We start from the raw sequence: 22,946 nt of genomic DNA on the forward strand, positions 1-22,946 counted from the left end.
GGGTTTTCTCCCTCCCTCCCCCCTTTCAAGAGGCCGGTTTCCAGCTATCCCCAACTCCGGGGGGTGGCCCCTCCCTTCCCAACCGGCCTCCCCCCCTCCCGAGGCCCTACAGCACCTTCTGCAGGAAGGCCTGGGCGCGAGGATTCGCGTTGCTCTCGGAGAAGAACTCCGACGGCGGCAGGTCGGCGGCGATCTTCCCGCCGTCGACGAACACCACGCGGTCGGCGACCTTGCGGGCGAAGCCCATCTCGTGCGTGACGACAAGCATCGTCATGCCGTCCTTCGCCAGCTCGGACATGATGTCGAGGACGTCCTGGACCACTTCGGGGTCCAGCGCCGACGTCGGCTCGTCGAACAGCATCAGCTTCGGGTCCATCGCGGCCGCACGGACGATCGCGACGCGCTGTTTCTGGCCGCCGGACAGCCGGTTCGGATACGCGCCGGCGCGCTCCAGCATGCCGACGCGCTCCAGCAGAGCACGCGCCTTCGCCTCGGCCTCTTCCTTGCTCCGCTTGAGCACATTCATCTGCGGCAGCACGACATTGCGCAGCGCGGTCATGTTCGGGAACAGGTTGAAGTGCTGGAACACCATGCCCATCCGGGACCGCAGCCGGTCGAGGTCGACGCCGCGGCCGGTCAGTTCTTCGCCGTCGAAGGACACGCTGCCCGACGTCGGCGTCTCCAGCAGGTTGAGACAGCGCAGGAAGGTGGACTTCCCGCCGCCGCTGGGCCCGATCACCGCGACCACCTGGCCGGGTTCGATCGCGAAGTCGATGCCGTCGAGCACCTTGACGTCGCCGTAGGACTTGGTCAGCCCGTGGACTTCCAGGAGCGCCATCAGATGTACACCGCCATCTTCTTCTCGAGGGTGCGCGTCGTGAAGCTGATCAGGTTGGTGAGCAGGTAATACAGCAGGCCGATGAACAGGTACACGGTCAGCGCGTCGAAGGTGCGGGAGATGATGGTCTGCCCCACCAGGAACAGCTCGTGAATGGTCACGAAGGACACCAGCGCCGAGTTCTTCGTCAGCGACACGAATTCGTTGCCCAGCGGCGGAAGCATCCGCAGGAACGCCTGCGGGATGATCACGTGCCGCATCGCCGACACCTGCGACATGCCGCACGACCGCGCCGCTTCCAGCTGTCCGCGATCGATCGATTGCACCGCGCCGCGGAAGATCTCGGTGACGTACGAGCCGCTGTAGAGGCCGAGCGAGATGATTCCCGCTGTCATCGGCGGAAGCTGCACGCCGAGCTGCGGCAGTCCGAAGTAGATGAAGAACAGCTGCACCACGAACGGCGTCCCGCGGATCACCGACACGTAGACGTTGCCGATCCACCTGATCGGCGCGATCTTGCTGAGCTTGGCGAATCCGCCGAGCGTGCCGAGCAGCAGGCTCAGCGCCAGCGCCAGCAGAATCACCTGGAGGCTGACCAGCAGGCCCTGCCAGAGCTGTCCCGAGGAATCGACGATGGTGGAGAAGTTGAACAGCGAGTGCCCGCCCGGCTTCGCCGCGGTGCTCTCCGCGCCGAACCATTTTTCGGTGGCCTGCTTGTACGAACCGTCGTCGTGCATCTGCTTGAGCGAGGTGTTGAACGCGGTCCGCAGTTCGGTGTCGGCCTTCTGGAAGGCGTAGCCGTAGTTCTCCTCGGTCAGCCGGTCGCCGACCTGCTTGAGCCCGCCCTGCTGCGCGATGAAGTACTTGCCCGCCGGAGCCCCGGTCACGACCGCGTCCGCCTGGCCCAGCTTCACCGACGAGAACATCTGCTCGTTGGTCTGCGCCGTGATCAGCTGCGCGGCGGGCTGGTGCTGGGCGAGCCAGTCGACGGACTTCGTGCCCACCTGGACCGCGACCCGCTTGCCGGCCAGATCCTTGAGGGAGCCGACGGAATTGTCCTTGTCGCTGACGAAAACCGCGAGACCGCCCGGATAGTAGATGTCCGAGAAGTCGACGGCTTTCTGCCGTGCGGGGCTGATGTAGATCGCCGACGCGCCGACGTCGATCTGGTTCGCCTGCAGCGCCGGGACGATGTTGCCGAACGGCATCTGGACGAAGTCGACCTTCTTGATGCCCGCCCGCTGCGCGAGGTCCCGGACCAGGTCGATGTCGAAGCCGAGCTGGCCGCCCTTGGCGTCGGTGAACTCGAACGGCGGGAACGTGGCGTCGGTGCCGACCCGGAGCGAGGTCTGCCCCGACCGCAGCGCGGCGAGCTTCCCGTTCTGCGGTTCGGCCGCGTTCGCCGTGCTCGCCGCGCTCGTCGGCAAGAACGCGAGCAGACAGGCCAGCAGCACGGCGCCGAGCCGCGGCCAGATTCGCTGAGGGGGCATTTCAGTGTCCTTCCGGGACCGGACGGCTCGTCACGAGCGTGTGCGCGAGGCGGGCCGCGATCCGGGCTGTGCGGGTGTCGACGTCGTAGACGGGGTTCAGTTCGGTGATGTCGGCGAGGGCGAGCTTCGGGTCTCTCGCGACCAGCCGGCACACCTCGAGGACGACCGCGGCGGGTACGCCGAGAGTCGAAGGAGCGCTGACCCCTGGCGCCTGCGCGGCGGGGAGCACGTCGAGATCGATCGACAGGTACAGCGCGTCGACGTCCGCGACGAAGGCCCGGACGAAGTCGAGAACTTGCTCGAGATGGCGTTCCTGGCAATCGACGTCCAGGAGGTGGCGGACGTTCAGCTCGGCGGCTGTCTCGAACAGCGCGGCGGTATTGCCCGGCTCGCTGATTCCGACCACGGCGTAGGCGAATTCCGCGCCGCGTTCGGCTTCCCGGGCGGCGATCTGCCGGAACGGGGTGCCCGAGGACGCGCGGTCGGCGGTCCGCAGGTCGAAATGCGCGTCGAGGTTGAGGATGCCTAGGCGGCGGCCGTCCAGCAGGCCGCTGCGGGCGAGGCCGAGGTAGGAGCCGTACGCCGTTTCGTGGCCGCCGCCGAGCACGAGCGGGAGATGCCCGTCGGCGAGCTGCTTCGCGACCAGCTCGCCGAGGTTCTCCTGCCCCGCTTCCAGCTCATCGCCCTCTACGGAGACGTCCCCCGCGTCGCTTACTACGACGTCGGGCTGGATCGCGAACGACGCCAGTGCTTTGCGGATCGCGTCCGGCCCGGCCTGCGCTCCCGGCCGTCCGCCGTTGCGCCGGACCCCGGCGTCGCTGGCGAACCCGAGCAGCGAAACGCCTGGGGCACTGGAGAATTCGTTGACGGCGTGGTGCCAGCGGCGATGTTCGGGACCGCGGCCGTCCTCGCGTCCGGTCCATGGGGTGGTGCTCACACGTGCTCCTGCAATCGGCTGATGTCCTGCGCGGCGGCGTGGGTGAGCGTGACGAGGGAATCGCGGCGCGGCCGCACGCGGAAATCTGGGGCCATCGTGCTCACCGTGCCGACGAGGTTCCGGTGCCGGTCCAGCACCGGCACGCTCACGCCCCACACCCCCGGGTCGACCTGGCCGACGCTCTCCGCGAAGCCCTGGTCCCGCACCCGGCGCAGCTCGCTCTCGAGCTTCCCGACCTGCTCGCCGTTCAGCCCGTGCACCTCGGCCGTCGCCGCGACCCGGTCCTCCGGCAGGTACGCCAGCAAGGCCTGCGCACTCGCCCCGAAGACGAGCGGTTTGCTGAGCCCCGGCGAGAAACTGCATCGGATGACCCGGGTCCCCTCGGCCGCTTCGACGCAGAGCACGTCGTTGTCGCGAGCGATGAGGAACGCGGCGAGTTCGTCGGTGTCGGCCGCGAGCTGCCGCAGCCGCCGCTTGACGCCGCCCTGGCCGAGCGCCTCGCGGCGGTAGTTCTCGGCCATCTGGACGGTCAGCGAGCCCGCGCAGTACCGGCCGCGGGTGCGGGCCTGATGCACGAGGCCGATCTCGACGAACGTCGTCAGGTAGCGGTAGACGGCGCTGGAGGGAATGCCCGTGCCGACGGAGATCTCCTCCGCCGTGGCGCTCTCCCGCTCGGCGAACACCGCCAGGATCCGCGCCGCCCTGGTCCCGGCCTTCCGGTTGGCATCCGCGCTTGTCATGGCGGGCACGCTACGTCGCGGCCGGGCGGGTTCCTAGCGGGTATTCCCAGTTAATGGGAAGTTTATTCCCGGTGATTGGCTGTGTGCGGAGCGTCCGGAGCGCCGGGACCCGTCAGGGGGAGCGTTCTCCGCTGGGCGGGCACGTCGGGTCCCGATAGCCCGGGCCGGTGATCCTGCTGCGGAAGTCGGTGTCGTCTCTGACTTTCCGGGCCTCGGGGAACTGGACTCGGAGCTGCTCGGCGATGCCTTCGATGTCGGTCTGGTCCTTGGGCACCACGGTCACCGAGGCCGGTGCCGCGTCCTCCGACATCAGCTCACGCAGCTCCGGCTCGTTCGCGAACATCTCCCGGAACCTCGCGTAGCCGTCTTTCCGGGTCTGGGTATAGGACCGCAGGAGCCGGGGATCGCCGCGCAGCGCCCGGGCGACAGCCGCCATCTCGGTATCGGTGCGGAGCAGGACGGTCACAGTGTTGGCGCAGACGTCACGGTCGCCGATCGGTATCGCTCGGTCCGGCAACGCATACCCGTCCACGTCGCGTCCGCCGAGCAGCCACCAGGCGGGACCGCCCAGCACCGCGAGGGCAACCACTACGACCGCCGCCGTCCCCAGCCGATACCGGCGAGCCGAACGCGGCGTCGCGGACAATAGCGGGGCCGGTCTTTCGGGTTCACGTTCCGCACCGAGATCCCGGTCACTCATCACGTTCCTGCTTCTGCGTTCGCCTGAATACGGTTGTCAGCCCCTGGTGATCGGGCACGGGGACACCGCCGTTACGGAGAAAAACCTCAATGCGGCGTTCGGCACATTTCGTGCACGCCACGCCGAAACTCCCGCGACACGGGCAAAAGCCGTACGGAATACTCCCCTGGTGTTCCTGACCGTCACCACCACTCACCATCCCGCCTCCGACCTGGGATTCCTGCTGCACAAGCACCCAGGCCGGGTGCAGTCGTTCGAGCTTTCCGCCGGGCAGGCGCACGTCTTCTACCCCGAGGCGTCCGACGAGCGGTGCACCGCCGCGCTGCTGCTCGAAGTCGACCCGGTCGCCCTGGTTCGCGGCAAGGCAGGCGCCGGCGACGGGTTCACCCTCGGCCAGTACGTGAACGACCGCCCCTACGCGGCGTCGAGCCTGCTTTCGGTGGCGATGAAGGAAGTCTTCCGCACCGCGCTCACCGGCCGCTGCAAATCGCATCCGGAGCTGGCGGCCCGACCGATCCCGCTGGACATCCGGGTGCCCGCCTGCCCGGGCGGCGAGGAATTGGCGCGCCGGATGTTCGAGCCCCTCGGCTGGACGGTCGAGGCGACGGTGCTCCCGCTGGATCCGCACTTCCCGCAGTGGGGCGATTCACGCTATGTCGACCTCCGGCTCACCGGCGAGTTCCGGCTTGCCGACGCCCTCAACCACGTCTACGTGCTGCTGCCGGTCCTCGACAACGCGAAGCACTACTGGGTCGGCGAAGAGGAAATCGACAAGCTGCTGCGGGCCGGCGGCGACTGGCTCGCCGGGCATCCGGAGAAGGAGCTCATCACCCGCCGCTATCTCGCGCACCGTCGCGCCTTGACGACCGCCGCGCTGACCCGGCTGGCCGAAGTGGACGATTCGGAGCCCGAGGAGATCGACAACGCGCTCGCCGCGCCCGCCGTCCTCGAGGCGCCGGACCGTCCGGTGCCGCTGGCCGAGCAGCGGCGCGGCACGATCATGGCCGTGCTCCGGTCGCTGGATGTGCGCTCGGTCGGCGACTTCGGCTGCGGCGAGGGCGCGCTGGTGCGCGACCTGCTGGCCGAGCGGTCGGTGGAGCGGATCGTGGCCGCGGACGTCTCGGCTCGCGCGCTGCAGGTCGCGGCGCGGAAGCTGCGGCTGGAGCGGATGCCCGAAAGGGACCGGGCCAGGCTGGAACTGCTGCAGTCCTCGCTCACCTATCGCGACGACCGGCTCGCCGGGCTCGACGCGGCCGTGCTGATGGAGGTCGTCGAGCACGTCGACCCGCCGCGGCTCGAAGCGCTGGAGCGGACGGTGTTCGAGTTCGCCGCCCCGCGCGCGGTCGTCGTGACCACGCCCAACCGCGAGTACAACGTGCGGTTCGAATCGCTGCCCGAGGGCAAGCTGCGGCACCGGGACCACCGTTTCGAGTGGACGCGCGCCGAGTTCCGCGCGTGGGCGGACCGGGTCGCGAACAGCTACGGCTACGGCGTGCGGATGCTGCCCGTCGGCTCTGACGACCCCGAAGTCGGCCCGGCGACGCAGCTGGCCCTGTTCACGAAAGGCGGTGCGGCATGAGCACGCTTGAGATTCCCGATCTGTGCCTCGTCGTGCTCGTCGGCGCGAGCGGGTCGGGCAAATCAACTTTCGGCCGCGAGCGGTTCAAGGCCACCGAAGTGATCTCGTCAGACTTCTGCCGGGGGCTGGTGTCCGACGACGAGAACGACCAGTCGGCGACCAAGGACGCCTTCGACGTCCTGCACTACATCGTCGGCAAACGGCTCGCCGCCGGGCGGCTGACCGTGATCGACGCGACCAACGTGCAGCCCGACGCGCGCAAATCGCTGGTCGCGCTGGCCAAGGAACACGACGTGCTGCCGGTGGCGATCGTGCTGGACATGGCGGAGTCGCTGTGCGCCGCGCGCAACGAAAGCCGCGCGGACCGGACCTTCGGCGCGCAGGTGATCCGGCGCCAGCGAGACCAGCTGCGCCGCGGGTTGCGGAGCCTGCCGAAGGAGGGCTTCCGGACGGTGCACGTGCTGCGCACCCCGGAGGAGGCCGCCGAGGCGACGATTACGCGCGTCCCGCTGTACAACGATTTGCGGCACGAGACCGGACCGTTCGACATCGTCGGCGACATCCACGGCTGCCGTGTCGAGCTCGAGGCGCTGCTCACCGAGCTCGGCTACACCGTCGACCGCGACGACCAGGGCCGCGCGATCGGGGCGCGGCATCCGGGGCGGCGGGCGGTGTTCGTCGGCGATCTCGTCGACCGCGGCCCGGACACGCCGGGCGTGCTGCGGCTCGTGATGGGCATGGTGCGCGCCGGGAATGCCTTCTGTGTCACCGGAAACCACGAGCACAAGCTGCTGCGCGCGTTGCGCGGACGGAATGTGCAAGTCACGCACGGGCTCGCGGAGTCGCTGGAGCAGCTCGCCGCCGAACCGGCCGAATTCCGTGCCGAGGCACAGGAATTCATGGACGGACTGATCAGCCACTACGTCCTCGACGGCGGACGGCTGGTCGTCGCGCACGCCGGCCTCACCGAACGTTTCCAGGGCCGCGCGTCCGGGCGCGTGCGGAGCTTCTGCATGTACGGGGAGAGCACCGGCGAGACCGACGAATTCGGCCTGCCTGTGCGCTATCCGTGGGCGAACGAGTACCGGGGCCGCGCCATGGTCGTCTACGGCCACACCCCGGTGCCTTCGCCGGAGTGGGTGAACAACACCCTGTGCCTGGACACCGGCTGCGTCTTCGGCGGAACCCTGACCGCGTTGCGCTACCCGGAAAAGGAGATCGTCTCCGTCCCGGCGGCCGAGGTCTATTACGAGCCGGCCAAACCGTTCCCCGCCAACCCGGCGGCGGAACCGGTCGCGCACCGCGACCCGGGCGTGCTGGACGTCACCGACGTCCTGGGCCGCCGGGTGATCGAGACCGCCTACCAGAAGCGGATCGGCGTCCGCGAGGAGAACGCCGCCGCGGCGCTGGAGGTGATGTCGCGGTTCGCGATCGATCCGCGCTGGCTGGTCTACCTGCCGCCGACCATGTCGCCGGTCGCCACCGCGACGGCCGACGGGCTGCTGGAGCATCCGAGCCAAGCGTTCGACTACTTCCGCGCGGAAGGCGTGGATTCCGTGGTGTGCGAGGAAAAGCACATGGGTTCGCGCGCGGTCGCACTCGTGTGCCGCTCGCTCGACGCGGCCCGCGCCCGCTTCGGCGCGCCCGGCGACGCGCTCGGCGCGGTGTGGACCCGGACCGGACGCCACTTCTTCGACGAAACGCTGACCGCCGAAGCGGTCGACCGGATCCGTGCTGCCGCGGAAAAAGCCGGCCTGTTCGACGAGCTCGGCTCGGACTGGTTGCTGCTCGACGGCGAACTGTTGCCGTGGAGCGTCAAAGCCGAGCAGTTGCTGCGCGAGCAGTACGCGGCTGTCGGCGCCGCTGCCCGGTCCGCGCTTCCGGCCGCCGCGAGCGCGCTGGCCGCCGCTGACGCCTCCGGCCTCGACGTGTCCGCTTTGCTGGAGCGCACGACTTCCCGCGCGGCCAACGCGGATGCGTTCGCCCAGTCGTACCGCCGCTATTGCTGGCCGACCGACGGCCTCGACGGTGTGCGCTTCGCGCCCTTCCAGGTGCTGGCGTCGGCTGGTCGCGCTCATCACAAGCAAAGCCACGACTGGCACCTGGCGCTGGCCGACCGGCTCGTCGAAAGCAGCGACGGTTTCCTCGCCCCGACCGGGCGGATTTCGGTCAGCACCACCGATCCCGCCTCGGTCGAGGCGGCCGTCGGCTGGTGGACCGGACTCACCGCTCGGGGCGGCGAGGGCATGGTGGTCAAACCGGCCGCCAACCTGGTGCGGGGGTCGCGCGGCCTGGTTCAGCCGGGCCTGAAGGTCCGCGGGCGCGAGTACCTGCGGATCATCTACGGCCCCGACTACACCGAGGAACGCCACCTGTCCCGGCTGCGGCAACGAGGCCTCGGGCACAAGCGCTCCCTGGCGCTGCGCGAGTACAGCCTCGGCCTCGAAGCACTGGACCGGCTCGCGCGCGACGAGCCGATGTGGCGCGTGCACGAGTGCGTTTTCGCCGTGCTGGCACTGGAATCCGAGCCGGTCGACCCTCGCTTGTAGACAGTCGAGGCTCGCAAAACCGGTGCGTTTTCGCCGATACCGCGAAAACGCACCGGTTTCACCCGCTCACGCCGTATACGGCGACCGCTGCTCCAGCGACGGGCTCACGTCCGGACGCCGGCCCTCCTGACCGGGCACCGGCGTGACCGTCGGAGCCTGCAAATCCGTCTCCGACCTCCGCGCCAGCCGCTCGTCGCGGTGCGCGATCGCGTCCGCCACGTCCTGCTCGCCGCGGATCCGCGCCAGCGCGCCCAGCGTCGCCGCGTGCGCCAGCGCCAGGATCAACAGCAGCACGCCCACCCGTCCGACGACGCCGGGCAGGTCGCTCCCGCCGATGTCGATCGTCGAGATCAGGGCGAGGATGCCCAGTGTCCCGAGGTGGAACAACACGGTCACCAGGCGGGTCATCGAGGCGCCGGCTCCGGGGTCCCCGTAGGCGTTCGCGAGGTAACGGCGGCCGCTGCGGTAGATGATCTGGCCGTCCACCAGGACCAGCGCGATCCCGATCGCGAGGAACGAGAGGTAGGCGTTGGTGCTCATGCCGGGTGCTCCTTTCCCTGCCGTGCTCCAGTTCCCTGGTTACCCGCCGCGCGGCGCCGGAAACGGGCCTTTCGGGTGCCGCCCGCTGCCGCCCGCGCGTCCGGCGGGCGATGATTGGCCCGGCGCCGCGCCGGGTAACCAGAAGCGCATGGTTCAGCGCGAAGCGGACGAAAAAGGCATGCTCACCGCGGCTGCGCCAGTGGTCGAGCTGCGCCTGCCGGCGAACGGGGAACTGCTGTTCCTCGCCAGGCTGGTGGCCGAGGACCTCGCTTCCTCGGCGGGATTCCGGCTCGACGAGGCCGCCGACCTTCGGCTGGCGGTCGACGAAGCGGTCGCGGCGCAGGCGCGGCGGGCGGACGACGGCGCGGTCCTGGAATGCGCGTTCCGCTGCGGCAGCCGGATAACCGTCACCGTCACCACCACGTCGTCGTCGGCGTTCCCGCCCGGACCGGACGAGGTCGGCTGGCTTGTCCTGCGCGCGCTCACCGATTCGCTCGACGCCTGGACCGAACCCGCGCCAGGCGCGGACGGCTGGCGGCTGTGCGTCGAATTCGCCAAGGAGCCGTACCCCGCGATGCCCTGAGTTTCGCTTCCGTCCGAACGGGAAATCCGTCCCGCATGCGCCGAGTGGACGAACTTCTCGCCGAACACGGCACCACTTTCGCCGAAGAGGCGGGCATCAAGCTGTCCGACAAACCCCAGCCGCTGTACCGATTGCTGGTCCTCGCCACATTGCTGTCCACGCGAATCAGCGCCGACCTGGCCGTAGCCGCCGCGCGGGAACTCTCGCGTTCGGGCTGGCGTTCCCCGGCGGCGATGCGCGATTCCACGTGGCAGCAACGCGTTGACGCGCTCGGCCGCGCGCACTACGTCCGGTACGACGAAAGCACCTCGCACCATCTCGGGGAAGGCGCCGATTTCCTCCGCGACCGTTACGGCGACGACCTGCGCCGGATGGCCGACGCCGCCGACAGAGATCCGCGACGGCTGGAGAAACTCCTCGCCGAGTTCCCGCGGATCGGCCCGACCGGCGCGCAGATCTTTTGCCGGGAAGCACAGGCTGTCTGGCCGTGGCTGCGCCCGTATTTCGACCGCAAAGCCTTGGCCGGCGCGAAGAAAGCCGGTCTGCCCGACGATCCGCGACGACTGGCGAAGCTGGTTCCCGGCGACGATCTCGCCCGGCTCGCGGCAGCGTTGGTACGGCGAAGCCTGCAGCGTTAGCCCGGGTGCTCTTCGACGCCTTCCCGCACGATCGCCACCGGGCAGGGCGCGTGGTACGCCATCGCGTGACTCACCGATCCGAGGAACGCGCCCCGCAGCGCGCCGCGGCCATGCCCGCCGACCACGAGCAGCGTCGCCGCCTCCGCGTGGTCCAGGAGCACCTCGGCCACGCTTCCCAGCGCCACTTCCCGTTGCACCACGACGTCCGGATGCAGCTCGCCGAGACCGGTCAGCGATTCCGCGAGCAGCCGCTGCCCCTCGTCCTGCGGGCTCTGCTGCCCCTCGCCGCCGGAGCGGGCGGGGCCGAAGACGTCCTCCGGCGGCTCCGACCACACATGCACCGCGTGCAAGCCGCAGCCATGCCGGTCGGCGAAGTCGTACGCGTACCGCACTGCCGCGACGCTGGCCGGCGATCCGTCCACCCCGACGACGACCCGCCGGGCTTTCTCCCTCCCCGGACGCACCACGACGACCGGGCGCGCGCTCGTGTGCACCACCTGCGAGGCCGTGGACCCGAGCAGCAGCCGGGGCAGCCCGCCGCGCCCGGACGCGCCGACGACGATCAGCTCCGCCTGCCGCCCGATGTCGGCCAGCTCCCAGCTCGCGCGCCCGAACCGCACCCGGGTGCGCACCGGCAGCCCCGGCCGCTTCCGGACGACCTCGGCGGCGACGCCGGCCAATTCCTTCTCCGCGTAGTCCACCACGGACTGGTCCGCCACGATCTCGCCCGCGACCGGCGTGATCACGCCGGGAACGAAGTCCACGTTCGGCATCGGCAACGTCATCGTCCGCACGAGGACCAGGCACGTCCCGAGCGCGTCGGCCTCGGCGGCAGCCCAGTCCACGGCCAGCCGGGCGCCTTCGGAACCGTCGTCCCCGACGACGACTCCCGGCTCGGCCCGGTTCTCCTCGTCCATCACCCGCCTCCGTTCGCGCGCTTGTGCGCTAGGTACCCGGTCGCCCGGCGCGGCAATCGGGCTCCGCCCGGCCCGGCTGCTTCCACACTGGTCAGCGAGGCGCGGGAGGCACGGGCGGTTCCGGCGGCGGCAGCGGACCCGGCCCCGGACGCGGCGGCGGGGCGGGCTCCGGAGGGAAGGGCGGCACCGGTGGCGGCGGCGACGGGACAGGCTCCGGTCCGGGCGGCACGGGGTGCACCATGACGGGCTCCTTCCTCAGTCGGCTCGAATCCCCGGGTTACCCGGTGCGGTGCTACCGGACACGTCGGATCCCGGCGAAAGGCGCCGAAAGGCGAGCCAGTGCTCCGTTTCGCGCCCCCGGCGCGGCAATTCGCTGCTCAGCAGGCAAAGACCTGCGCACGCGATGCGGTCCGGACTCGCTCGGTTCGGGCTCCTCCTCGCCGGGCACAAGCCTTAGCGGCGGGGCCTGAACTTCGCCGGCTCAGCCGTCCCTCAGACGGGTCCCCATCTACTCCACCGGGCACAAGCCTGAGCGGCGCGGCCTGGACCTCGCCGATTCAGCCGCCCCTCACACCGGGTCCGGCTCCCCCATCTGCTCCACCGGCACGTCCAGCTCCTCGTGCCGAGACGCGAGCGTCCCCGCCAAATGCACCAGCTTCACGTTCAGCTGCTGCGAAGTCCGCCGCAACACGTCGAACGCCGCTTCGGCGTCCAGCCCCCGGCGCGCCATGATGATGCCCTTCGCCTGGCCGATCACGTCCCGGCTGTCCAGCGCGCGCCGCAGCTGCGCCTGGTGCAGTTCGCTTCGGGTCACCGCGTCCGTTTCGGCCACCGCGAGGGTCGCGTGGCTGGCCAGGAGCAGCACGACGTCGCGGTCGGCGTCCGTCAGGCCGCCGGGAGTGCGGGAGTAGAGGTTGAGCGCGCCGGAGAACCGCGCCGCGGCGTCGTCGGCCAGCGCCGTCGCCAGCACCGCGCGCCAGCCCGCCTCGGCCACCGCCGGGGCCCATCGCGGCCACTGCTCGTCGCTGCGCAGGTCGGCGCTTTCGATGAATTCGGGCCGGCCGGGGACCGCGGCGTCGTGGCACGGGCCTTCGCCCAGTTCGTACTGCAGCAGGTCCAGGTCGGCAGCCGCCGAATCGGTGTAGGCGGCGGTGTGGAAATGCCCGTCCGGCGCGCGCAGCGTGATCGACACCAGTTCGGCGGCGGGCACCAGCGACGCGGTCGCGTCCACGATCACCTGCAGGACCTCGCCGACGGTCCGCGCGGCCAGGAGCATCTCGGTGAGCGTCCGGAACTGTTCTCCGGAAGGCCGCGACTCGTCCTCGAAAGCCAGCGCCGCCGACGCGGAATCGGCGACCGGCACGCCCTCCTCTTCGAGCACCCGGCGGGCAACTCCGCCCTCCCGGCAGGCGAACACCGCTTGGCTCGGCTGGGCCGTCTTGCGCAGCGCGGCGAGGTCCTGGCTCGAGAACGAGGTCAGCTCGCTCAGCTCGAAGACCACCGTCCGCGGCCCCGCGGACAGCACCTCGCCCACCTCGGCGCGCACTTCGGCCGGGTCGCCGCTCAGCCGCACCACGGCCGCATAGTCGATCGACGCTTCCACGCTTCCCTCCCGGCCGACCCGGTTCGCCAGCAGTCGTCCCCGCCTAGCTACTCGGATCCCGGACTGGACAAGCACCAGTGCCGCCAGGTGCACGTGCTGGGGAACAACCGCCGCGACCTGGCCCGACGGCGCACTTTTCGCCCGGCTCCCCGGAGACCGCGGGAGCTGGGCGCAAAGCGGATCGCTAGCCGATCCCGGCCGCCAGGTCCCGCGCGGCGGAGCCTCCTCCGACGGCGTCGGCAAGGCGTTCGACCACCCGCATCTCCCGGTCGAGCCCGAGGACTCGCAGCGGTCGCAGCATCGCGCGCTGCCGGGCGACCACGACGAACGCGACGCCCGCCGCTTCCGCCTCCCGCGCGGCCTCGGCCAGCACCTCGAGCCCGCTGACCGAGCAGAACGTCACTTCGGCGACGTCGACGATCAAGGCGGGCGGACGCAGCGCCGTTTCGTCGGCCAGCGCCTCGCGCAGCCGGCCGGTGGAGCGCAGGTCCAGTTCGGCGGAGACCGCGACGACGGTTTCGCTCGCGGTGGTGGTGATCAGGGTTCTCGCCGGTGTCCCCGGCAGATACGAAAGCGTTTCATGCACGATGGAGCCCTCCTCGCAGACGCGAGACCGGGCCGCCGTTCGCGGCCCGGCCCTGGGCCCGAAACGAACGGGCCCCTGGGATCAGGCGACGGCACGTGGGCTGAACCGCTCCTGGCAAGACCCTACCGCAGCACGGAGGCAGCCGCACTGCCCGCGGCCCGCCGAGGGCATCGAGCTCGCCGGAGGAACTGTGGACAATGGACAATCTCGCCCACCAGGACCGGAATGAAACCGTTCCATGCCAACAACTATTGAAAGTCCATAATGGACCCTAAGAACCACGTCGCCGGAGCGGACACGCGGACTCCCCTGTCCGCCCAGGTTTCGCCCGAACCGGCCCGGGTACCCGAACAGCATGGCGACCACCCGCGCGACCGCGAGCCCGGACTTGTCCGATCTGCCCCCGGCCGACGTCCGCCCGCAGCGGGCGTCGGTCCGTGACACCGGGCGCATCGTCGCGCGGGTGGTCGCCCCCACGGTCGGCAACGGACTGGTCAAACGCCGTCCGCGCGCGATGGCCGCGGCACAGAAACTGGGGTTCGACCGCTCGGCGATCGGCCTGCTGCACGACCTGCGCGAACGCTACGGCCCCGGCCCGCTCGACCTGCCGATCCCCGGCCGGTCGTTCCGCCTGGTGCTCAACGCGGACCACGTCGGCGCGCTGCTGGCGGGCACCCCCAGTCCGTTCAGCCCGGACACCGCCGAAAAAGCCGCGGCCCTGCGCCATTTCCAGCCGCACGGGGTCCTGATCTCCAGCGGGGCCACCCGCGCCCGGCGGCGAAACTCGCCGACACCGTCCTCGAACCCGGCCGCGCCGCGCACGAACTCGCCGGCTGCTGGGCGGAAACCGTCCGCACCGAAGCGCACGAAATGCTCTCCGGTTTTCCCGATCTGGACGCGGCCCAGTTCATCGAGCATTTCCGGACGATCATCCGCAAGATCGTGCTCGGCGGCGACACCACCGCCGACCGGCGCGTCACCGATCTCCTCGACCAGCTGCGGCTCGACGCGAACTGGGCGTTCGCGCACCCGCACCGGGAGGAGCGGCGCCGCCAGTTCCAGTCCCTTCTCGACCGTCAGCTCGGCTTAAACCGCCCCGGCAGCCTCGGCGCGGCGATGGCGCATCAACCAGCCGGTCCGGAAGCCGACCCGACTGGCCAAGTCCCGCATTGGCTGTTCGCTTTCGACGCCGCCGCGATCGCCGCTCTTCGCGCACTCGCCTTGCTCGCAACGCATCCCGACGAATTGACCGAAGCCCGCCGCGAAGTCGCCGAAGCGGATCTCTCGAAGCCACAAGAGCTTCCGTACCTCCGCGCCTGCGTTCTGGAGTCCGTCCGGCTCTGGCCGACGACGCCCGCGCTGCTGCGCGAAAGCACCGAGGACACCGCCTGGGGCCCGGCAGGCACGGCATTCCTGATCTATACGCCGTTCTTCCACCGCGACCCGGAAACGTTGCCGTACGCGGACTCCTTCGTCCCGGACCTCTGGCTCGACGGCCGCGCGCAAGCAAACCCTGCGCTCGTGCCGTTCAGCGCTGGACCCGGCGTGTGCCCGGGCCGAGACGTCGTGCTGTTCACGGCCTCGACACTGCTCGCCTCATTGCTGCAGCAAGCGGGCTTCGCGCCGCGGGGCACCGCCGCCGACCTTCAGCCGGGACGGCTCCCCGCGACGCTGAACCACTTCGGTATCCGGTTCGCGCTCTCCTGAGGCTTACTACTTCAACCGCTCGAGGAGCGCGTCGCAGAACGCGGGCAGGTCGTCGGGATTGCGCGACGTGATGACTCCGTCGTCCGTCACGACCTCGCGATCGACCCATTCCGCGCCGGCGTTGCGCAAATCGGTCCGCAGCGACGGCCACGAGGTCACTGTCCGGCCGCGCGCCAGCCCGGACTCCGCGAGCAGCCAAGGGCCGTGGCACACCGCCGCGACCGGCTTGCCCGCGGCGGCCGTTTCCCGGACCAGCGCGACCATCGGCTCGCTGGTGCGGATCTTGTCCGGCGAATACCCGCCGGGCACCACGACCGCGTCGAAGTCCGCCGCGGCCACGTCGTCCACGGCCTGGTCGGTGGTGATTTCGGTGCCGTGCAACGCGGTGAGCTTCTTGCCCCGCGCCAGGCCGACGACCACCGCCTCGTGCCCGGCGGCGCGCAGCCGTTCGCACGGCACCAGGAATTCGTCGTCCTCGGTCATTTCGTCCACGAGCACTGCCACGCGGGCCATGCCGGTCTCCTCTCTGAACGGGTCCGTTGCCGCCCGGTTACCCGCCGTCCGGCCGGGCCATGCCCGCCTGTGCGGTGTCCCACGACAACGCTTCCCGCGGTTGCGCGACGCCCTCGCGCAACCGCGGAAACCGCGTCAGCCCGGGCTTTCGACGTCGCCGCGCCACGACCCCGTTTCGCGTCCGCGCTGTTCGATGAACTGCTTGAACCGCAGCATGTCCCCCTTCACGCGCCGGTCCAGGATGCCGAGCTTGTCGGCGGCGTTCTCGGCGAACCCCTCCGGGTCGATCTCCATCTGCGCGGTGACCCGTGTCTTGGCGTCCGCCAGCCGGTGGAACGTGATCACCCCGGCGTGGTCCGGCCCGGAATCCGAGCGCCACGCGACCCGTTCGTCCGGGTGCTGTTCGGTGATGGTCGCGTCGAACTCCCGGCCGACGCCGCCGAACCGGGTGGTCCAGTGCACGTGCGTCGCGTCGAGCTGGCGGATCTCCTCCACGCCCTCCATGAACTCGGGGAACGATTCGAACTGCGTCCACTGGTTGTACGCGGTCGACACCGGGACGTCGACGTCCACGATTTCGGTGATCGTGCTGCTCATCCACTCCTCCTCGCAGTGCGGGTACCGGACCCGGGTGCCCGGGGCGCGGAGGGGCGAAACCGGCACGATTGCCCGGCCGGGCACCGGGTACCCGTTCAGCGGAAAGGAGGCGCCCATGCGAGTCGTGATCGTCGGCGGCGGGTTCGCCGGATACCACGCCGCGCGGAAACTGCTGCGCACCCTCGGCGACCGCGCCGAGATCGTCGTGCTGAACCCGACCGACTACTTCCTGTACCTGCCGCTGCTGCCGGAGGTGGCCAGCGGGATCCTCGACCCCCGGCACGTCGCGGTGTCCATTCCGGACACTCTGCGCGGCGTGCGGCTGGTGCTGGGCACCGCGGAGTCGGTCGACTTCGACGCCCGCACCGTCGCTTTCGCCGACCCGGAGTACCAGGAGCGGAAGCTGCACTACGACCGGCTGATCCTCGCGGCGGGCAGCGTCAACAAGCTGCTGCCGATCCCCGGGGTCGCCGAACGCGCGCACGGTTTCCGAGGCCTGCCCGAAGCTTTGTACCTGCGCGACCACGTGACCCGGCAGATCGAACTGGCCGCCGCGACCGACGACCGGGCCGAACGCGACGCCCGGTGCACGTTCGTCGTCGTCGGCGCGGGCTACACCGGCACCGAGGTCGCCGCGCAGGGACCGGAGTTCACCGCCGCCCTCGCGCGCCGCCACCCCGAACTCGACGGGCAGCCGATTCGCTGGCTGCTGCTGGACGTCGCCGACCGCGTGCTGCCCGAATTGGACCCCCGGCTCGGCGCCACCGCCGACCGGGTGCTGCGCGAGCGCGGCGTCGAGGTCCGGATGAAGACGTCGGTGGACCAAGCGGACGTCGAAGGCGTGACGCTGACCACCGGCGACGCGGTGCCGACGCACACGCTCGTCTGGTGCGTGGGCGTCCGTCCCGATCCGCTGGTCTCCGACCTCGGCCTGGAAACCGTGAAGGGCAGGCTGGTCGTCACGCCGGAGCTGAACGTGCCCGGCCGCGACGACGTGTTCGCCTGCGGCGACGCGGCCGCGGTACCGGACCTGACCCGTCCCGGCGAGACCACTCCGATGACCGCGCAACACGCGCAGCGGCAAGGAAAACTCGCCGGGAACAACGTCGCCGCTTCGCTCGGCGTCGGCACCCGGCGCCGGTACCGGCACCACGATCTCGGCTTCGCGGTCGACCTCGGCTCGGGCCAGGGCGCGGCGAATCCGCTGCACGTCCCGCTGGCCGGGCTTCCCGCCCGGCTGGTGACCCGCGGCTACCACCTGCTGTCCCTGCCGGGGAACCGGCTGCGCACGGCCGCCGACTGGGCGCTGGAGAAGGCCGGCCGGCGGCAGACCGTGCAACTGGGGCTGGTCCGTTCCGGCGAGGTGCCGCTCGACACCGCGTCGCCCGAGCTGCCTCGGACCAGGTGAGAAGTTCCCGAACGTGGGGAGGAAGAATCCATAATGGACACACACGAACTGCGCGCGCTGCTGACCGACGGACCGTTCGTCTCGGTGCACTTCGACGAATCGCACGACACCGAGGACGCGGCCAAGCAATTGCGGTTGCGGCTCAAGGAAATCGAGGCCGCGCTCGGAGACCAGGGCGCCGACCGGCCGACCGTCGAGGAAGTTCTCCGCACCGTGGAGGAAAGCCCTCCGCCGGTCGGGCGGGCCGGACGCACCATCGTGGCCGCGCACGGCACCGTCCTGCTCGACCGGCGGCTCGCCGCTCCGCCGCCGGCGCAGGAGGCGCGCTACTCGGACCTGCCGTACTTCCTGCCGACGGTGAGCCATCTCGAAGAAGCCCCCGCACATCTCGTGGTGCTCGTCGACCGCACCGGCGCCGACATCGAGGTGCACCGACCGGACGGCAGCGTGGAAACCGAAACCGTGCGCGGACAGGAACACCCGGTGCACAAGGTCCGCGGCGGCGGTCCCGCGCACCGCGACATCCAGTCGCACGCCGAGCAGACCGCGCACCGCAACATCTCGGAAGTCGCCGGCCACGTCGCGAAGGCCGCCGAACGCGTGCACCCGCGAGCGATCGTCCTGGCCGGCGAAGTCCAGGCCCGCACCGAACTGCGCGAGCGCCTGCCGGAACCGGCGCGCTCGCTTGCTGCGGAGGTCGACGCGGGCGGCCGGGCCTCCGGCGCCGACCGCTCCGAACTGGACCGGGCCGTCCACGAACTGCTTACCGGGCAACGGTTGCGCGAACTGGACGACCTCGCCGACCGCTTCCGTGCCGAAGCCGCACGCGAATCGGCGCTGGCGGTGAGCGGGTTGTCCGCCGTGACCGCCGCGCTCGCGGAGGCGAACGTGGCGACGCTGCTGGTCGGAGACTCCGGAGAAGCCAGCGTGTACACCGGCACGGAACCGACCCAGGTCGGCGTGGCCCGGCCGCGGCTGGACGCACTCGGCGCCGACGATCCGGCCCGCCACCGCGCGGACGAAGCACTGCCGTACGCGGCGGTGGCAGTCGGTGCGGACGTCGTGGTGATGGACGAGCGGCTTGATCTGGCCGACGGATTCGGTGCGCTGCTGCGGCATCCGTGACGCACACAGCTGGGCCCGGGTGCCTCGACACCCGGGCCCAGCGTTCTGTCCACAGCGGACGGTCACCGCAACGCAGGCAACAACTCCCGCTCCGCGAACTCCGTAAACCCCGGCTGATGCTCCGCCCCGCCGATCTGCACCAACGCCAGATCAGTGAAACCGGCCTGCGCGAACTCCTTCACCGCGTCCACAATGGGCCCCGCGTCCGGACCGCACGGAATCCCCGCCGCCACATCATCCTCGCGGACATACTGCGTCGCCGCGTCGAACGCCCGCGTCCCCGGCAACTCGGCGTTCACCGGCCACCCCGAGCCGAACCACCGGAACTGCTCGTGCGCCCGGCGGATCGCCGCGCCGCGGTCCGGGTCCCAGCTGACCGGCAGCTGGCCGATCTTGCGCGTCGGCGGCCCGAGCCGGGCGTGGTCCCATTCCGTGCACAGCTCCGCGTTCGGCTCGACCGCGACCATCGCGTCGGCCACCGGCGCGAACCGCTGCACCGATTTCGGGCCGGACACCGCGATCGCGATCGGCACGCGCGTCGGAGACAGGTCCCACAGTTTCGCCCCGTCGGCGCGGTAGTGCTGGCCGGTGTAGGTGAAGGTCCCGCCGTCGAACAGGCCGCCGATGATCTGCACTGCCTCGGCGAGCCGGTCGTGCCGCACCGACACCGACGGCCAGCCCTGCCCCACGACGTGCTCGTTCAGGTTCTCCCCCGAGCCGAGCCCGAGGGTGAACCGGCCTTCGGACAGCAGCTGCACGGTCGCGGCCTTCTGCGCCACCACCACCGGGTGGTAGCGCATCGTCGGGCAGGTCACGAGCGTCATGAGTTCTATTCGCTCGGTCGCCTGGGCCACCGCGCCGAGCACGCTCCACGCGTACGGCGCGTGGCCTTGTTCGGCCAGCCACGGCGAATAGTGGTCGCTGCAGGCCGCGAAATCGAATCCGGCCTGTTCGGCGGCGGTCGCGCAGCCGACCAGCTCGCGCGGTCCGGTCTGTTCAGTCATCAAGGTGTAGCCGATGCGCATGTTCTCCCCGTTCAACGGGCTCTTCTCGGGGCGGCCGCGACCGCCCCGGAACCTCTTTCTCCCCGCCCGGTTACCCTGTCCCGGCCCGGTTCACCCGTCCCGTCCGTTCGAAAGAGACTTTGCCGGTCAGGACCCGGCGAGCGCCGCCGCGACCGTCGGGTACAGCGGGAGGCTCTGCTCCAGGCCGGTGAGCTGAATCGGCCGCATCGTCGCCCGGCCGGACGCGACGATCCGCAGGACGGCGTGCGAAGCCCGGTCCTGCGTGAGGGTCACCAGCGCGGTCAGCCCGGCCGAAGCCAGGAATTCCACCGCGGCGAGATCCAGCACCAGCACCTGCGGAGCCATGGCCAGCACCTCGTCGACCGCCGCGGTCAGCAGCGGCGCGGTGACCATGTCGACCTCGCCGTACACCGTCAGCACCGCGGCCGGGGGCCGATCGTCGCGCTCGACACGGAATTCGCGCACCGGGTCGCTGCCGGGGTCGATCGGCTCGTCCATCGTCATGGTCCCGTCGTCGGTCGCCCTGCCCGGCCGGGCAGGCGGGAGGCGCGCGCGGCCGGGATGCCCGGCCGCCCCACCATGATGCCCGTCCTCCCGCCGCGACGCAGGCGAGCGGCGATCGATCCGCTTCGTCCGGTTCCGCCGCGGCAGTGACGCCGGCGCTCTTCCTTACGCCATTTGCCTGATCTCTTGCCTTCGAATCGATCAATGCGGTGATAAATTCACGTCGCGGGACCGGGAAATGCCCGCCGCCCGGTCCGCGGCCTTCCGGAATTCCCCGCGGATCCCATGTTTCACTCGACCGAGTGAGGGTATCCGAGAGCAAGCACGTCTCATTCCCCACCGAGAGAAGGAAGACGAGGTTCTCCCCGTGATTGTTCTCGGCGTCATTCTGCTCGTGATCGGGTTCATCTCCTCGATCCAGATTTTGTGGAGCATCGGGATCGCCCTCGTGGTGATCGGCGCGATCCTGGCGGTGCTCGGCGGGACCGGGCGCCGAATCGGCGGCCGCGCGCATTGGTACTGATCCCGCGGAAACGGAAAAAGGCGGTTGAGGCTCCGGGACTCGTCCCGGAGCCTCAACCGGTTTCGGTCAGACAAGCGGCCAGTTCCCGCGCGGCCCGCACCGTCGTCAACCCCCGTTCGCGGGCGCGCGACAGGACCGCGCTCGTCGTGTCCGCGATCGCGTCGACCTTCGCCTTCGCCGCCGCCTCGTCCCACCCGAGTTCCTCGCGGCCGACCGCGTGGATGATGCCGCCGGCGCTCGCGACCACATCCGGAATCCACGTGATTCCCCGGTCCCGCAACACCATCGCGACCTCCTCGGCGACGAGCTGGTTGTTCGCCGGACCCACGATCAGCGCTGCCCCGCAGGCCGCCGCCGACTCCGCCGTCAGGAGTCCGCCCGTCGCGGCAGGCATGAGAATGTCCAGTTGCTCCCGCACCAGATCCGCCGTGGTCCAGGTCGCCCCGAGTCGTTCCGCGACCGGCCGCGGAGCGCGCTGTCGACGTCCGTCACGACGACGTCCGCGCCCTGCTCGAGCAACGATTCGCAGATGAGCCGCCCGACACTCCCGAACCCGATCACGCCCACCCGCAACCCCGCGACCGAACCCGGCGCGACCCCGGCCCGAAGCGCCGCCAAGACTCCCCGCGCAGTGGCCGCGCTCGACGTCCCGCTGCCGCCTTGCGCCTCCGGACGGCAGAACGCCCAGCCGTGCGCGAGGCGGTGGATCTCGGCCATGTCCTCAGAGGTCGACCCGATGTCCGGACCGGTGCGATATCGCCCGCCCAGCGCGGAAATCGCGTCGGCGATGTCGGCGATCAAGTCGCGCCGCGGCACTACGTCCGCAGGCAGCACCGCGACAGTTTTGCCGCCCCCGTAAGGAAGCCCCGCCAGGGCGCACTTCATCGTCATCGCCTCCGACAACCGCAGCGCGTCGTCCGCTCCGTCGCGCCACGACGGATACGGCTTGATCCGGCACCCGCCGATCGCGGGCCCCCGCTCCGTCGAATGAATCGCGACGGCGATCGCGACCCCCGACCGGGCGCCGCGAACAACTTGCAGTGCTTCCCCAGCGAAACTCCCTGTTCGGTTCATGGCCGCCAGCCTGCCCCTTCCGTCCCCAGTCCTGGGATACTGACAGTGATATGTTCGGCAAATGCCCGAACTTCCGAACCTGGATCGGATCGACAGCCTCATCGTCCACGAACTCCAGCAGGACGCCCGGATCCCGATGCGCGACCTCGCCGAACGCGTCGGCGTCGCCGCGTCCACCTGTTCCGAGCGCATCGGCAGGCTGCAGGCCCGCCACGTGCTGACCGGTTTCCACGCCGAGGTCGACCTGCCCGCGCTGGGCAGGTCGGTGCAGGCCATGGTCTTCGCCCAGATCCGCCCGCTCAGCCAGCCGATCATCGACCGCTTCCGCCGCGACGCGCTCGCGATGCCGGAGGTCATGGCGGTCTTCGTCCTCGCAGGCGGCGACGATTTCCTGCTGCACGTCGCGGTCCCGGACGTCGCGCGGCTGCACACGTTCCTCGTCGAGGATCTCAGCAGCCGCAAGGAGGTCGTGCAGTTCCGCAGTTCGATCGTGTTCGACCACAGCGGGAAGCGGGCGATCGAAAACCTCGCCGGGGAGCAGTGACCGGGGCGCGCCCCGACCTCCCCGGCCGAACTCGCCAATCCGGTCGCCAGCCTTTCGTAAAGACCAATTAATCCGCCGCGCCACAAGAAACCTGCCTCGCGGAACCGCTTTCCCCATAAGAAAACCTTAGAGCTTTCCCGACCATTAGGTCGCGTGCGCTTCTTTACCTGTTTCCCCATGCCGAAGTGCGCCCGTTCGGACGTTGGAAGGCCAATCCGGCCGCTGC

The 22,946-nt window shown here is 70.4% G+C and carries 25 protein-coding genes; 10 read left to right on the forward strand and 15 right to left on the reverse strand.

From position 1 onward, the window contains the following. Window positions 1-106: 106 nt before the first annotated feature. The 5 genes from ACZ7OI_RS09540 to ACZ7OI_RS09560 form a co-directional block, all read right to left on the reverse strand. Entirely contained in the window at window positions 107-838 is a 732-nt protein-coding gene (locus ACZ7OI_RS09540; protein ID WP_470263723.1) for an amino acid ABC transporter ATP-binding protein, read from the reverse strand. After that, window positions 838-2,328: an ABC transporter substrate-binding protein/permease gene (locus ACZ7OI_RS09545; RefSeq protein WP_470263724.1), complete on the reverse strand. Its 1,491-nt coding sequence runs from the start codon at window positions 2,326-2,328 to the stop codon at window positions 838-840. Before ACZ7OI_RS09545 ends, ACZ7OI_RS09540 begins: the two co-directional genes overlap by 1 nt. 1 nt (window position 2,329) lies before the next feature. Then, on the reverse strand, window positions 2,330-3,265 hold the full coding sequence (hutG, locus tag ACZ7OI_RS09550; protein ID WP_470263725.1) for a formimidoylglutamase: 936 nt from the start codon (window positions 3,263-3,265) through the stop codon (window positions 2,330-2,332). Then, window positions 3,262-4,005, reverse strand: a complete 744-nt coding sequence (locus ACZ7OI_RS09555) for an IclR family transcriptional regulator (protein ID WP_470263726.1) — start codon at window positions 4,003-4,005, stop codon at window positions 3,262-3,264. The genes hutG and ACZ7OI_RS09555 overlap by 4 nt, the downstream gene beginning before the upstream one ends. A gap of 112 nt (window positions 4,006-4,117) precedes the next feature. Further along, a complete protein-coding gene (locus ACZ7OI_RS09560) occupies window positions 4,118-4,705 on the reverse strand; it encodes a permease-like cell division protein FtsX (RefSeq protein WP_470263727.1) in 588 nt (195 codons plus the stop codon). Between the two features lie 169 nt (window positions 4,706-4,874). Here ACZ7OI_RS09560 and ACZ7OI_RS09565 point away from each other — a divergent pair, with 169 nt between their 5' ends. Both ACZ7OI_RS09565 and ACZ7OI_RS09570 read left to right on the forward strand, forming a co-directional pair. Further along, on the forward strand, window positions 4,875-6,284 hold the full coding sequence (locus ACZ7OI_RS09565) for a 3' terminal RNA ribose 2'-O-methyltransferase Hen1 (RefSeq protein ID WP_470263728.1): 1,410 nt from the start codon (window positions 4,875-4,877) through the stop codon (window positions 6,282-6,284). Beyond that, window positions 6,281-8,833: a polynucleotide kinase-phosphatase gene (locus ACZ7OI_RS09570; protein ID WP_470263729.1), complete on the forward strand. Its 2,553-nt coding sequence runs from the start codon at window positions 6,281-6,283 to the stop codon at window positions 8,831-8,833. The genes ACZ7OI_RS09565 and ACZ7OI_RS09570 overlap by 4 nt, the downstream gene beginning before the upstream one ends. Window positions 8,834-8,899: 66 nt before the next feature. Here the strand turns inward: ACZ7OI_RS09570 and ACZ7OI_RS09575 are convergent, their stop codons facing one another. Continuing rightward, window positions 8,900-9,373, reverse strand: coding sequence for a hypothetical protein (locus ACZ7OI_RS09575; protein WP_470263730.1), 474 nt, complete (start codon window positions 9,371-9,373; stop codon window positions 8,900-8,902). A gap of 148 nt (window positions 9,374-9,521) precedes the next feature. Here ACZ7OI_RS09575 and ACZ7OI_RS09580 point away from each other — a divergent pair, with 148 nt between their 5' ends. Together ACZ7OI_RS09580 and ACZ7OI_RS09585 are read left to right on the forward strand one after the other, a co-directional pair. Then, window positions 9,522-9,956 carry an ATP-binding protein gene (locus ACZ7OI_RS09580; RefSeq protein WP_470263731.1) on the forward strand — a complete coding sequence of 145 codons (435 nt, stop codon included), beginning with the start codon at window positions 9,522-9,524 and terminating at the stop codon, window positions 9,954-9,956. A gap of 35 nt (window positions 9,957-9,991) precedes the next feature. After that, on the forward strand, window positions 9,992-10,594 hold the full coding sequence (locus ACZ7OI_RS09585) for an endonuclease (RefSeq protein WP_470263732.1): 603 nt from the start codon (window positions 9,992-9,994) through the stop codon (window positions 10,592-10,594). Here the strand turns inward: ACZ7OI_RS09585 and ACZ7OI_RS09590 are convergent. The 3 genes from ACZ7OI_RS09590 to ACZ7OI_RS09600 form a co-directional block, all read right to left on the reverse strand. After that, complete coding sequence (locus ACZ7OI_RS09590; protein WP_470263733.1) at window positions 10,591-11,511, reverse strand: universal stress protein; 921 nt, start codon at window positions 11,509-11,511, stop codon at window positions 10,591-10,593. The genes ACZ7OI_RS09585 and ACZ7OI_RS09590 overlap by 4 nt on opposite strands. Before the next feature lie 568 nt (window positions 11,512-12,079). Next, window positions 12,080-13,114, reverse strand: a complete 1,035-nt coding sequence (locus ACZ7OI_RS09595) for an ANTAR domain-containing protein (protein WP_470263734.1) — start codon at window positions 13,112-13,114, stop codon at window positions 12,080-12,082. A gap of 184 nt (window positions 13,115-13,298) precedes the next feature. After that, entirely contained in the window at window positions 13,299-13,700 is a 402-nt protein-coding gene (locus ACZ7OI_RS09600) for an STAS domain-containing protein (RefSeq protein ID WP_470263735.1), read from the reverse strand. Between the two features lie 355 nt (window positions 13,701-14,055). On the opposite strand from ACZ7OI_RS09600, the gene ACZ7OI_RS09605 reads away from it, so the two are divergent. Together ACZ7OI_RS09605 and ACZ7OI_RS09610 are read left to right on the forward strand one after the other, a co-directional pair. Beyond that, window positions 14,056-14,790 carry a hypothetical protein gene (locus tag ACZ7OI_RS09605; protein WP_470263736.1) on the forward strand — a complete coding sequence of 245 codons (735 nt, stop codon included), beginning with the start codon at window positions 14,056-14,058 and terminating at the stop codon, window positions 14,788-14,790. Between the two features lie 26 nt (window positions 14,791-14,816). Further along, a complete protein-coding gene (locus tag ACZ7OI_RS09610; protein WP_470264305.1) occupies window positions 14,817-15,407 on the forward strand; it encodes a cytochrome P450 in 591 nt (196 codons plus the stop codon). A 6-nt stretch (window positions 15,408-15,413) separates the two neighbouring features. Here the strand turns inward: ACZ7OI_RS09610 and ACZ7OI_RS09615 are convergent, their stop codons facing one another. Then, window positions 15,414-15,920, reverse strand: coding sequence for a type 1 glutamine amidotransferase domain-containing protein (locus ACZ7OI_RS09615; RefSeq protein WP_470263737.1), 507 nt, complete (start codon window positions 15,918-15,920; stop codon window positions 15,414-15,416). 135 nt (window positions 15,921-16,055) lie between these two features. Continuing rightward, entirely contained in the window at window positions 16,056-16,517 is a 462-nt protein-coding gene (locus ACZ7OI_RS09620; RefSeq protein WP_470263738.1) for an SRPBCC family protein, read from the reverse strand. A 115-nt stretch (window positions 16,518-16,632) separates the two neighbouring features. Between ACZ7OI_RS09620 and ACZ7OI_RS09625 the strand changes: the two genes are divergently transcribed. Together ACZ7OI_RS09625 and ACZ7OI_RS09630 are read left to right on the forward strand one after the other, a co-directional pair. Further along, the gene (locus ACZ7OI_RS09625; RefSeq protein WP_470263739.1) at window positions 16,633-17,925 is read left to right on the forward strand and encodes an NAD(P)/FAD-dependent oxidoreductase; all 1,293 of its coding nucleotides are present in this window, start codon (window positions 16,633-16,635) and stop codon (window positions 17,923-17,925) included. 33 nt (window positions 17,926-17,958) lie between these two features. Continuing rightward, window positions 17,959-19,050 (forward strand): Rv2629 family ribosome hibernation factor, encoded by a 1,092-nt coding sequence (locus ACZ7OI_RS09630; protein WP_470263740.1) that lies wholly within the window; start codon window positions 17,959-17,961, stop codon window positions 19,048-19,050. Between the two features lie 62 nt (window positions 19,051-19,112). On the opposite strand, the gene ACZ7OI_RS09635 is transcribed toward ACZ7OI_RS09630, so the two are convergent. Next, window positions 19,113-20,075 (reverse strand): TIGR03557 family F420-dependent LLM class oxidoreductase, encoded by a 963-nt coding sequence (locus tag ACZ7OI_RS09635; protein ID WP_470264306.1) that lies wholly within the window; start codon window positions 20,073-20,075, stop codon window positions 19,113-19,115. Window positions 20,076-20,201: 126 nt separating this feature from the next. After that, the gene (locus tag ACZ7OI_RS09640; RefSeq protein WP_470263741.1) at window positions 20,202-20,579 is read right to left on the reverse strand and encodes an STAS domain-containing protein; all 378 of its coding nucleotides are present in this window, start codon (window positions 20,577-20,579) and stop codon (window positions 20,202-20,204) included. 367 nt (window positions 20,580-20,946) lie between these two features. Here ACZ7OI_RS09640 and ACZ7OI_RS09645 point away from each other — a divergent pair, with 367 nt between their 5' ends. Further along, window positions 20,947-21,102, forward strand: coding sequence for a hypothetical protein (locus ACZ7OI_RS09645; protein WP_470263742.1), 156 nt, complete (start codon window positions 20,947-20,949; stop codon window positions 21,100-21,102). 52 nt (window positions 21,103-21,154) lie between these two features. Here the strand turns inward: ACZ7OI_RS09645 and ACZ7OI_RS09650 are convergent, their stop codons facing one another. Both ACZ7OI_RS09650 and ACZ7OI_RS09655 read right to left on the reverse strand, forming a co-directional pair. Continuing rightward, a complete protein-coding gene (locus ACZ7OI_RS09650) occupies window positions 21,155-21,496 on the reverse strand; it encodes a Rossmann-fold NAD(P)-binding domain-containing protein (RefSeq protein WP_470263743.1) in 342 nt (113 codons plus the stop codon). Next, window positions 21,469-22,176 (reverse strand): Glu/Leu/Phe/Val dehydrogenase dimerization domain-containing protein, encoded by a 708-nt coding sequence (locus tag ACZ7OI_RS09655; protein WP_470263744.1) that lies wholly within the window; start codon window positions 22,174-22,176, stop codon window positions 21,469-21,471. Before ACZ7OI_RS09655 ends, ACZ7OI_RS09650 begins: the two co-directional genes overlap by 28 nt. Before the next feature lie 61 nt (window positions 22,177-22,237). Here ACZ7OI_RS09655 and ACZ7OI_RS09660 point away from each other — a divergent pair, with 61 nt between their 5' ends. Continuing rightward, window positions 22,238-22,720, forward strand: a complete 483-nt coding sequence (locus ACZ7OI_RS09660; RefSeq protein ID WP_470263745.1) for an Lrp/AsnC family transcriptional regulator — start codon at window positions 22,238-22,240, stop codon at window positions 22,718-22,720. Window positions 22,721-22,946 lie beyond the last annotated feature (226 nt).

Source organism: Amycolatopsis sp. NPDC114503 (genome assembly GCF_055633655.1).